Raw genomic sequence first — 11,077 nt, forward strand, 5'->3', positions numbered from 1 at the left:
GGACGCGCCGCCTCCGGCCAGTCGTCCCCGCCCGCCGACGCGGTCGCTTCGGCGGCCGGCTGCTCACCGTCCCCGGCACCGCCCGGCCTCGCCGGTTCCGGCCAGTCCTCCTCGTCGTCGGCGCCGGCCGGGTCGCCCCCGGAACCGGTCGCCGGGCCGGCCGATCGCCGCGCCGGGCCACCGGACCGCTCGGTGGCCCGGACGGCACCGCCGGAACCACCCCTGGCCTCGGCGCCGGTCGAGCCGCCTGACGGGGTGTCCGGGCGGGACGCGGACGGGCGGGCCGGGCCGCCCAGCGAGGCGGCACCCCGCTCCCCGGCCACCTCGCAGCGGATCTGCCAGCGGCCGCCCAGCTCCTCGTAGAGCGCGTCGGTGAGCACCGCGGCGTGGTCGGCCATCATCTTCGCCAGCACCGTCGACTTCACGGTCAGCACCAGCGTGTCGCCGTCCAGGTCACGGACCACCGCGTCGCGCATCAACGCGGCGATCCGCTTGTTGCTCCGGTTGACCTTGCCGACCACCTCGGACCAGACCCGGCGTACGGCGACGGCGTCGAGCGCGCCGGCCGGGGCGGAACCGGGCCGGGGCGGCTCGGGGGTGGCCGGGTCGGGCAGCACCGCCGAGGCCGGCACCGGACGCCGGGCGGGTACGCCGGACGCCGGGCCGTCGGCCGCCGGCGCCGGGCCGCCGGGAGACCGGTCGGCCGGACCCGGGGCCGGCTGGGCGGAACCGGTCGCGGGGCGAGGGCCCGGCCCGGGCTGGACGGTGCCGCTCGCCGCCGGGTCGGCCGGGCGGGCCGACGCCGAACGGGCACCAGCCGCCGCGGCGGCGGCGCGGGCGGCGGCCGCCCCGGACAGGGCTCCGGCAGCCGCCCCGGACGGCGCTCCGGCAGCCGCCGGCGGGCCGGCGGTCCCCGGGTAGGACGCGGCGGCAGCCGCGGTCGGGGCGGAGGGCGCCGGGCGTACCTCCGGGGCGGGGGCGACCGGCGCGGGGCCGGCGGCGGCCGGCGGCAGCTCGCCGCCGCCCAGGGTCAGCCGGCGTTCCATCCGCTCCAGGCGCTGGAGCAGGCCACCGGTCGAGTCGTCCGCGCCGGGCAGCAGCATCCGGGCGCAGATCAGCTCCAGCAGCAGCCGGGGCGCGGTGGTGCCGCGCATCTCGACCAGCCCGTTGTGCACGATGTCGGCGCAGCGGGACAGGGTGGCCGGGCCGAGCCGCTGGGCCTGGGCCGTCATCCGCTCGATCTGGTCGGCCGGGCCGTCGATCAGGCCCTTGGCTGCGGCCTCCGGCACCTGCTGCATGACGATCAGGTCACGCAGCCGTTCCAGCAGGTCGGAGGCGAACCGGCGGAGGTCGTGCCCGGCCTCGGCCACCCGGTCGACGGTCGCGTACGCGGCGGCGCCGTCCCCGGCGGCGAGCGCGTCGCACATCTCGTCGATCAGCGCCGAGTCGGTCACGCCGAGCAGCGCGGCGGCCCGGGCATAGCTGACCCCCTCCGGGCCGGCGCCCGCGATGAGCTGGTCGAGCACGGAGAGGCTGTCCCGCATGCTGCCCCCACCGGCGCGCACCACGAGCGGGAAGACGGCCGGCTCGACCTTGATCCCTTCCGCCTCGGTGAGCTGCTCCAGGTACGGCCGGAGCACCTTCGGCGGGAACAGCCGGAACGGGTAGTGGTGGGTCCGCGACTTGATCGTGCCGAGTACCTTCTCCGGCTCGGTGGTCGCGAAGATGAACTTGACGTACTCCGGGGGCTCCTCGACCAGCTTGAGCAGGGCGTTGAAGCCGGCCGACGAGACCATGTGCGCCTCGTCGATGATATAGATCTTGAAGCGGCTGCGGGCCGGCGCGAAGAACGCCTTCTCGCGCAGCTCACGGGCGTCGTCGACGCCGCCGTGGCTGGCCGCGTCGATCTCGATGACGTCGATCGACCCGCCGCCGTCAGGGGCCAGCGAGCGGCAGGAATCGCACTGCCCGCACGGCTCGGGCGTGGGCCCCTGCTCGCAGTTGAGCGAGCGGGCCAGGATCCGGGCGCTGGAGGTCTTGCCGCAGCCGCGCGGGCCGGAGAAGAGGTACGCGTGGTTGAGCCGCCCGCTGCGCAACGCCTGCGACAGCGGCTCGGTGACCTGCTCCTGGCCGATCATCTCGGCGAAAGTACGCGGCCGGTACTTGCGGTAGAGCGCCAGCGTCACGCGTACCGCCTCCTCTCGACCGAGCCATTCTGCGCCGGTCGGGCGCGGGTGACCACCCACCACCCCGGGACCTGACCCGCAGGAACGTTACCGGCACCCGGAGACAGAAAGGCCTCCCGTGCACCCGGCAGAGCTCGCTTATCCTTGCTGCCTTCCGGCCCTGGGGAGGTTCACGAGATACCGCCGCACGGGAGGTGCCGCCAAGCCTACCCGACTCGGCGTGGATCTTCAGGGGGTGGTGGGGTGGCTCACCGCCGACAGACCTGTATCCTGGCTCGCGGAGGATTCGCCTAGAGGCCTAGGGCGCACGCTTGGAAAGCGTGTTGGGTTAACACCCTCACGAGTTCGAATCTCGTATCCTCCGCTCGCTTGAGCAGCACGAACGCGAGGGCTGGCCCCGACAGGGACCGGCCCTCGTGTCGTCTCCACCTAGCTTCCGTCTCACTTCTCGTCTCAGTTGCCCGCCACTCGGATCTTGGACCAACCATGGTCATGCCCGCACGGACGGGTCTCGGCGGCCAGCAGGGGGCGGAGCGGAGGCCCAACCCGATCGGCCAAGCGCCATCACAACCATGTTGTCTCTGGGATGCCCTAGGGCTTGAATGACAGGGTGACCGAAGTCGAAGCAGCAGTCGGCGGGACTGACTCACCCGCCGATGCCCTGAAAACCAAGTTGCAGAGATGGCTAATGAGCCAGGGGTATCCGCTGGAATTGCGGACAGCGCAAGCTTTCAGAGGGATCGGCAACGTGCGTCAGTCGGATTACTATTATGACAGCGAATCCGCGTGCCACCGCGAGATTGACGTAGTGGTGAGTATGAGAGCCAATACCAACTCACACATGGAGTGGCTTGACGTACTCTTATGCATTGAAGCAAAGAGCGGCGCTGACAAACCATGGGTACTTTTCTGCGGAGAAAGGGTGCCGCCACTGCATCCGTTGGCGCAGGTTGCGGAGAGGTTCACTTCACCCGCCGCCCGAGCATGGATAGCCGCAGCCGCAAACAGCCACGAAGTACGCGCCCTCCCACTATTGACCATTGAGGAGCACCCCGGACACAACCTCATAAAAGCGACTCTCGGCCCGAATCAGGGTCAGGATGTCGCCTACAAGGCAATCATCTCAGCCGTGAAGGCCGCTCACTGGGAGGCAACCCGGAAGGATATCTACCCCAAGCATAGCGAGGTGTCCATCGTCGCATTCCCAGTAATTGTGATCGACGCACCCCTTTTCAAGTGCGATATCGACGAGTCGGGAGAGCTCCGACTCCGGCAAGTCGACATGGGAACCTTGATCTGGCATAACAACATCGTGCCATCCGCTCCGCCTCATACGATTGTTCACGTTGTAACAGAGGCTGGCATTCCCGAGTATGCACGGCAAGCATCCGAGACGACATCTGGGCTCTCAAAGTCTTATGAGAGAATCCAGCGCTGGAAAATGACCAGCCAAAGAAGCTCCGAGTAGGAGTGGCCGACTGTTTCTCGCCGTGGGGGAGAACGAGAAACAGCCGACCAGCAGTCCGACTTCGCCAGAGTTACATCTGTTCAGTCCCCCAAATCAGGCCCCCGAGCTGCTGCGCGATGTCGCGGCGCACCTGATCCGTCATGTGCTGGTAGCGCACTGCCATGGCCGAGTTCGACCAACCCATGATGCCCATCACGGCACGGCCCGAGACGCCGAGGACCAGGAGGACGGTGGCCGCGGTGTGCCGCGCGTCGTGTAGCCGGCCGTCCCGCACCCCGGCGAGCTTGAGCAACCGTTTCCACTCGTCGTAGTCCGTCGCCTGGTGGATCGCCTCGCCGGTCGGCGAGGCGAACACCCATCCCTCATCGCGCCAGAGTTGGGCGGCGGTTTGGCGCTCGGCGTCCTGTTCCTCTCGGTGCTGGCGGAGTAGTTCGATCAGGGCATCCGGCACGCCGATGGAGCGGCGGCCGGCACGGGACTTGGACGGCGTCTTGCTGACACCAACAACGGTCCCTCTCCACTGTGGAGAGCGACGGGTGTCACTGTGGTGACAGGACTAAGTCCCCTCGCCATGTCCCCGTGACCGGGGCGATACTGGCCGTATGGCTGACGTGGCTGCTGACCTCGATCGACCGGCTTGGGCAACCAGACTCAGGGCTGAGCGGACCGCCCGAGGGTGGTCGCAGGGCGAAGCCGTACGGGCGATGCGTGCGCACGCCGCTGAGCAACTCCCGGCCGACAGCACCCTGCTGCGCAACTGGAGCGGTGGGAGTCGGGAGGCTCCGAGCCGGATGGCTTCTACAAGGCCCTGATTGCGAAGACGTTCGGCACAGTCACGGGCGCATTCTTCCCGCCCACGGCACCCCACGAGGCTGACGCAGAGCTGATCGCGGGCACCGGCATGGAGACAGTCGAGATCCTCGCCCGGCTGCGTAGCTCCGACGTCTCAAACGCCACGCTCGAAGCGCTGCGGATCACGGCTGATCGGCTGTGCTGCGAGTACCCCTACATGGCATCCGAGCAGTTGCGGGTGGAGGGCCGGGCGTGGCTGCGCCGGATCACTGCCCTGATGGACCGCCGGCTAACCCTCACCCAGCACCAGGAGGTGCTGACTCTTGCGGGATGGGTTGCGCTGCTCGTTGGATGCGTGGAGTACGACATGGGGCTACGTCGCATAGCAGAAGGCACCCGCAAGGCTGCCTTGACGCTGGGCGACGAAGCCGGAAACGCCGCCATCTCTGGGTGGGCCTACGAGATGCGGGCCTGGTACGCGCTGACCCAGGGCGATTACCGGGGCGTAATCGCGGCCGCCGAGGCAGGCGAAGCAGTGGCAGCCCACGACGGCGCAGCGGTCCAGTTGGCAGCGCAACGTGCAAAGGCATGGGCACGACTCGGCGACAGACGGCAGGTAGAAACGGCACTGGACAAGGGCCGCGCCCTGCTTGAGTCGCTGCCCTATCCCGAGGACACCGACCACCACTTCGTGGCCGACCCGGCAAAGTTCGACTTCTACGCCATGGACTGCTACCGGATCGCCGGTGAAGACCGCCTCGCAGAGATGTACGCGCGCGAGGTCATCCGCTCATCGACGGGCCCGGACGGGACCGAACGCAAGCCGATGCGCAACGCCGAAGCCCGCATCACGCTCGGGGTGGTGGCGGCGCGCGCCGGTGATCTCGACCAGGCCGTGTCCCACGGCCGCCGGGCGTTGGAGGGGGATCGCAAATCACTGCCATCCCTGCTGATGTGCTCCAAGGAACTGGCGACCCTGCTACGGGAGCGGTACCCGAAGGAGCCAGAGGCAGTCTCTTACCTCGACGAGGTCCGAGCGCTCAGCGCTAGCTGACCCCGTCTGCGTTCTCGCTCGAACCAGCCCGACTCGGTCGACCACCGACACCGGGACGAGGCCGGCCTTCATGCCAGGACACGATCCGGCTCGGGCGCCACATATGGGTACGCCCGACGGTCGCGTCAGGCTCCGGCATCTGGCCCCGCTTCCGGTAGTTCGTCACGGTCGCCACCTTGACGCCTAGGTAAGCGGCTACGTCGGAGGTTGTCCACCACTCCGCGGTCGGGTCTGGGCCAGTTCCCACGGCTTCATTCTGGCACCACAGGCCCTGTGCACGTCGAAGCCGGCTGCCAGCGCTAGCTGGGAAACCCACAAGCGGCATATGTTGCGTTCTATGGGACCAGGGGAGGTGCCAGCGCTGCCGGGCCACAGGGCAACGGCAGGCAGACCGTTGGTTCGGTCGCAGCGTCATTGGCCGTGGGTGGTGCTCTCGCTCGTGGCCGTGCTGTGTACCGGGATCATCGCCGTGCCCGTGTCCTGGGCCGTGCGGAAGCAGGCCGAGGCCAATCGTGGTGAGGTGTCGCCGGACGCGGCCGTGAGCGTCTACGTGCTCCAGATGAGCAGTGAAGAGGAGATTGGCCTGTCGCGGGTGTTGGCTGGCAGGCGTCATGACGAGTTGCTGCGGCAGTGGCGTCAGTACCGCGGCGAGATGGAGCGCGGCAATGTCCCGTCAAAGCTGGAGACGGTTGGACCGATTGACGTCGAGGACCAGGGCGACGACGACCGCGCGATGGTGACCGCCCAGGTGCACGCGATCTGGTGGGGAGAACAGATCAACCTCAGTGGGGAAGCCCACCCGTGGCGGTTCGAGACCCGGCGAGACGCCGGCGGTTGGCGGGTGTGGGCGGCCGACTTGCCGCCGTGGTGCGGTGTGCATGTTCGGGCGGACAGCTGCCGTTGATGGCTCCCGGCGTGGCTAGTGGGTCCGCCGGCGGTTTGCCTCCTGCCGGACCGCCTCCGTGAGATCCCGCCAGGTGCCGGCCGAGGTCTTCATCATCCGATCGACGATCAAGCGGGCGGATGCCTCATCCGGGAAGTCGTACGAGACTTCCTGCCCCTCGTCACCACCGAGGCGGCCACGAACCCGCCAGCGCTGGCCGTCGGTAACCAGCCAGATGTCGCGCCGGGCCATGCGACCCCAGCTCCCGTTCCACCACCGTCCGCGTACCTCCACCAGCCGCAGCCTAGTCGAACGTACGTACGAACCGGCCGGCTGCCGGCGATGTTGTTCAAAGTTTCTGTACGTCTTCAAGGCGGCCCTTGACGGGCCGCACGCGCCGCCGCCTGGGCGCGCGCCGGCCGCTGCCGCTGTCGCTCTGCGGCCGTCACGCCGGACGCCCGGCGGCTGGCGCGGAGAGCGGGAAGCCCGGAGGGCCGCCGCTGAACGGCAGACCGTTGACCGGTGAGGTGGTTGGCCGGCTGCCGGCCGGGCCGCGCGGCCACGAGCCCGCGCGGCGTAGGGGAGGGGACGCCGGGCGCGTCGGCGGGCTGGCGGTGGTCGCGGGGTTGCGGTTAGGGCGCCTCCGGCGGGGGCGCTCCGGCTCCAGGATGGCCGGGGCTCCGTCGGCGGGTCGCGGTCCGTGGGTGGTTGCGGTAGGCCATCCCGCCTTCCATCGACCCGGGCGAGCCGAGCAGACCACCGCCCGACCCGCCAGCGTCCGAACCTGCGTCAAGGTCCGCTTGACGTGGCGGGCCGGGCGGCGGCCCGCTCCCCAGGAGGGCGGGTCGATGGCAGACGGGATGACTCGCCCTCGTTCTTAGGGCGCGGCGGTCGGAGCGGAGGGCACGACGGGAGGTTCACCGAAGTCCTCCCCGGCAGCCATCTTTTCCTCGAAATCCTTCCAGGCGTCGGCGAATCCGGGCCGATGCTCTGTTGCTGCACGTAGCGCCTTTAGCTGACGTGAAGCGAGGATCGAGGTCCGTGCTTGACCACTGCGGCTATACGCAGCTAGAACGGTTCTCAAGCCGTCTAAAGGGATCTCTTCGGACATAGAGTTAACCCAGCCAAGAGGCGCTGCTGCCTCTGAATACGATTGAGCGTCTACCACAAGACCCGCCAGATGAGGAACCAGATCCGGGTCAGGCGACCCAAACTGATTGAAGTACCGCGAGTCCGAGGTAGACATTACTGCCTCGCCGAGTCGCGTGATCAGAAATGATCGAATTGGCTCTGGAGGGAGTGGCGAGTACAGCTGGCTTCTAATCACGAGATCGTGGATCGGTAGTTGCCCGAGAAGCTCTTCGATTCGGTGCTGGACGCCAGCGTGTAGGAGGGGCCAAGTTTCCTGGAGCTGACATAAGCCGTTGACAAGAAGGAATAGCCCTTCGTCATCTAGGTTGTCCTGCCGAGCGTCCAAGACAGCCTTTAGGCTCTCCTCGAATTCGATGGGGCGGAGATCTTGGAGTACCCGAGCACTGCGCGTGTATTTCCAGCGGAGGTAGTCGTCATGGTCGGCATCGAGAGTCGATTTGCAAATGACCTTCATCAGGTTGACGCGCAAAGCCGGCGTCCCGCGATGCATATAGCTTTCACTCAGGTACTCTTTTAGCTTTGCGTCATCCTGCGGGAAAGAAGACTCTCGGATCTCGCGTTCAAAGCGCTCGATCGCCTTGCGTCCCGTAACGGGACCATGGGACAAGAGTGCGTCGATGGCGGTTGAAAGGTGTGCGCGCACCAACTCGGGCGTTGGGGAAAACAGCTCATCGTTTCCGCGAGAGTATGCCGGATGAGCGCAAAGGTTGCGGTCTTCGTAGATTCGCGACAGTTCCGTGTGTTCGCGGTCGCCAATGAACTGAAAGGTGTCGCGCGCCTGCGCAAGGAGCCCGTTCTCGAATTTCTGAAGGCTTGTCTTGTCGCCCGAGCTGATTGCCCTGTCGAGATCCCTTTGAGCTGCCTGCGCTGCCCTATCTCCCTGGTCTGCAAGGAGTCGGAGCTTATACATGACATCGGCTGTAATCGCGATCCAGATGGCGATTATCGCCGAACGATAAGCGCCGGCACCGTAGGCCGCAATTGCTTCGTCAATGTACCGGCGGGATTGGGTTGATAGTACTTGGACCCTTAGGTCTTCAAGGGCTCGCATTGCTTCCTTCTCAAATTGGCACAGAACCCGGCGCTCTAGGTGACGTAGGCTGGTAGCCCCTGTCGGTCTCCTGTTACCCCTAGCTGGGGATCTCTATGGGAAGCGACAGGTCTTGCTCAAAGTTGGTGACCTCCATGCTGGCCATGCGCCCGGGGTTTCGATGAAGTGTGCCGCGAGCTATGACGGGGCTTCGCTTGTGACAAGCCCGAGCAACCTCATATTGGCTCTCGTTCAAATCAAGTCGTACAAGCCGTTTGGCACCGTCGATTAAAGTTTCGACTTCGACGCGACCTCCATCATCGCCGCTGCGGCTCCTCAGTCCGACAACCACGCCGTAGATAAGCTCCTCGCTATTTGAGGGATCTCGTCGCAAGGTAGCTGCTATATCCTTCAAAAGATCCACACGTTCACTTGGGAACTCAAATGCGCGGGCAACTCCTCTCGGCGGTGTGACTCCAGGTGCCCAGGCGAACGTAATGTCAACCTTGCGAACGATTTCCTCTTGGAGGGGTCGAACGATGGCGCGACACATCTCGAAAGACAGTCCCTCGCCGACCGCATCGTGGAGGTCCCGATTCGACGGCCTACTCTCCCGAACCACCGCAATCTCCTGTAGGGCACCCAGGGCGCGGGCTAGGTTGGTCGCAACCCTCCTTTCGAAGGCGGCCTCCTCGACAGATTCAATGAGACGAGGCTGTTCCTCCTCCCAAGGAAGGTCCGGCAGACGCGCATTATTGATGATAGGTACCACATACGATCCGGGGCGGGTGTGACCCACAAGGGCTCTTTTTGCTTGATCCCTAGCCTTCTTCGGCATGGATCTTCCGAAATATCCGCGCCTTTGAAGGGTTGACGCGGTGGCAGAAACGACTAGACCCCTAGCCGTGGTAAATAGCTTGTGCCCTGCGTCAAGAGGTATGCACTGCTCTCCATATTCGTGATCTGCCCGAACGTCGGTAATATCCAGGAACTGACGAGTGATGTCATTCTTGATATCCTGCGCCGGCCTGTCTTCGATGCGCTGCAGATCCTGCGTGAGCAATTCGATCCGCTTGTCGAAGTCGGGGGCATTCGGAAGCTTCGGCACAAGAACTTCTAGCCCCTCGTCTCTGGTCCAGAACTCCGCAATTTCTCCAGAGACGGAAGGCGTCCAGCCGGAATTCCGCAAGTAACTTGCAATTCGGGGGAAGTCGACAGCAAGGTCAATCATGCTAGCCCTCCCGCCAACGCGCCTAGGATTCGGCGTCTGGAGTGATCTATCATTAAGTCCAACGCCTTGCCGTCGAGCTTATTCTCTCTCGGTAGATGGATGGCAACCGTTGTTTCTCCGCTAGCTTCCGGTGCGTCCTGGATGCAGGCGTAGTAGGCGCGGCAGCGCAAGAGGATTTGCTCCTCATCGTGCACTATCCACTGCTCAATGTCCGCTGGGACGATCACCACAGCGAGGTAGCCGGGTGCGGAACGGTCAGCGGCTCGGAGCTTGTCGTATGTCGCAACGTCAAGATCGAACGCGTGTCCGTTTGCGACCTCGCGCGCCTTCTGCGTGCACTTCAGCTGTAGATCAACCATCGGTCCGCCTCTACGGATGGTTGCGTCAACGCCGTCCTTGTCCACGTTCCAGCTGGCGATTGTCAGGCCTTCACGCGCGGCAATTGCGTGGAGGTAGGCACAGCTGATCTGTTCCTTCTGCCATGTTTCTGCCCGCATCTGCCCCCCCGACGCCCGTTTCATCAGCAACCTAGCCGTCACAGCGCGTGCCGGGAAGGTCCACAAGGGCCGTTTGCTTTGGAGATCCTGCCGATCCGAAGCCGCAGCGGCACTGCGGGCACCAAGGGACGCAAGAGACCGTGAACGTCGTCAGCTAGCGAGGAGCGCTGGCAGCTTCACCCGCTTGAGTAGCTGTCGAGCAGCCAAACCAGGGATCATGAGCGGACGATCGCGCCCGGCACCGCCATGCCCGGCACGAGGACCAGGCGGTGTACCAGCGCCGGAGCGCCGACTCGTAGTGCGCGGATCGGTTAGAGGCCGTCATGCACCGGGCAACCTTGTCGGCGCTGTTGCCCAGAGCCTCTAGCGTGCTGGCACGTGAGTACGTCTGAGGTATGGGCACCGGTAGTGGCGGCGATTGGAGCCTCCCTCCTTACGGCACTGGCGACGTTTGGAGCAGTGTGGGCGCAGCGGCGGTGGTCCGGTAGGGACGCCGCCCAGCAGGAGCGGATCGTGGCTTATCAGGACCTCCTGGCGCGGAGCATGACCTTGGTATTGCGAGCGGACGCCGCCCGCCAGGCGATTCGCTTCCGGTCTGGCCTCGCGGAAGGTCTCAGCGTCACACTTCGTCAACGGCGACCACTCGACCCGTTCGAGTTTCACGACTGGTTGATCGAGGACTGGCGACCCGTCAGCGATGCTTGGTCACGCGTTCATGTCGTCGGGTCTCAGCAAGCTATCGACGTTGCCGACCGTCTGCTAGACGCATGCGGTGATCTTCTTG

At 65.8% G+C, this 11,077-nt stretch carries 9 protein-coding genes, 1 tRNA gene, 1 other RNA gene and 1 pseudogene; 5 read left to right on the top strand and 7 right to left on the bottom strand.

Features of this window, described 5'->3' with window-relative positions:
* Positions 1–2,186 (bottom strand): DNA polymerase III subunit gamma and tau (locus tag ONA70_RS30300; RefSeq protein WP_265009918.1); only part of this gene is annotated, 2,186 nt, incomplete at its 3' end.
* Positions 2,187–2,293: 107 nt separating this feature from the next.
* An RNA gene (gene ffs / locus ONA70_RS30305) (signal recognition particle sRNA small type) lies at positions 2,294–2,383 on the bottom strand.
* 82 nt (positions 2,384–2,465) lie between these two features.
* On the opposite strand from ffs, the gene ONA70_RS30310 reads away from it, so the two are divergent.
* Positions 2,466–2,550, top strand: a tRNA-Ser gene (locus ONA70_RS30310).
* 246 nt (positions 2,551–2,796) lie between these two features.
* The gene (locus tag ONA70_RS30315) at positions 2,797–3,654 is read left to right on the top strand and encodes a hypothetical protein (RefSeq protein WP_265009919.1); all 858 of its coding nucleotides are present in this window, start codon (positions 2,797–2,799) and stop codon (positions 3,652–3,654) included.
* Positions 3,655–3,724: 70 nt separating this feature from the next.
* On the opposite strand, the pseudogene ONA70_RS30320 reads toward ONA70_RS30315, so the two are convergent.
* Positions 3,725–4,138 (bottom strand): annotated as a pseudogene (locus ONA70_RS30320) (tyrosine-type recombinase/integrase); the annotation flags it as partial.
* 417 nt (positions 4,139–4,555) lie between these two features.
* Between ONA70_RS30320 and ONA70_RS30325 the strand changes: the two are divergent.
* Together ONA70_RS30325 and ONA70_RS30330 are read left to right on the top strand one after the other, a co-directional pair.
* The gene (locus tag ONA70_RS30325) at positions 4,556–5,500 is read left to right on the top strand and encodes a tetratricopeptide repeat protein (RefSeq protein ID WP_265009920.1); all 945 of its coding nucleotides are present in this window, start codon (positions 4,556–4,558) and stop codon (positions 5,498–5,500) included.
* A gap of 424 nt (positions 5,501–5,924) precedes the next feature.
* The gene (locus ONA70_RS30330) at positions 5,925–6,404 is read left to right on the top strand and encodes a hypothetical protein (RefSeq protein ID WP_265009921.1); all 480 of its coding nucleotides are present in this window, start codon (positions 5,925–5,927) and stop codon (positions 6,402–6,404) included.
* A gap of 15 nt (positions 6,405–6,419) precedes the next feature.
* Here ONA70_RS30330 and ONA70_RS30335 read toward each other — a convergent pair whose 3' ends face one another.
* From ONA70_RS30335 to ONA70_RS30350, 4 genes are all read right to left on the bottom strand, one after another.
* Complete coding sequence (locus tag ONA70_RS30335) at positions 6,420–6,635, bottom strand: hypothetical protein (protein ID WP_265009922.1); 216 nt, start codon at positions 6,633–6,635, stop codon at positions 6,420–6,422.
* A gap of 625 nt (positions 6,636–7,260) precedes the next feature.
* Positions 7,261–8,586: a hypothetical protein gene (locus ONA70_RS30340; protein ID WP_265009923.1), complete on the bottom strand. Its 1,326-nt coding sequence runs from the start codon at positions 8,584–8,586 to the stop codon at positions 7,261–7,263.
* Between the two features lie 79 nt (positions 8,587–8,665).
* Positions 8,666–9,796, bottom strand: coding sequence for a hypothetical protein (locus tag ONA70_RS30345; protein WP_265009924.1), 1,131 nt, complete (start codon positions 9,794–9,796; stop codon positions 8,666–8,668).
* Positions 9,793–10,317 (bottom strand): DUF4365 domain-containing protein, encoded by a 525-nt coding sequence (locus ONA70_RS30350; protein ID WP_265009925.1) that lies wholly within the window; start codon positions 10,315–10,317, stop codon positions 9,793–9,795. The genes ONA70_RS30345 and ONA70_RS30350 overlap by 4 nt, the downstream gene beginning before the upstream one ends.
* Positions 10,318–10,806: 489 nt before the next feature.
* Here ONA70_RS30350 and ONA70_RS30355 point away from each other — a divergent pair.
* The coding region (locus ONA70_RS30355; RefSeq protein ID WP_265009926.1) for a hypothetical protein at positions 10,807–11,077 on the top strand (271 nt) is incomplete at its 3' end.

The sequence above is a fragment of the Micromonospora yasonensis genome, assembly GCF_026013475.1.
Lineage (GTDB): Bacteria > Actinomycetota > Actinomycetes > Mycobacteriales > Micromonosporaceae > Micromonospora > Micromonospora yasonensis.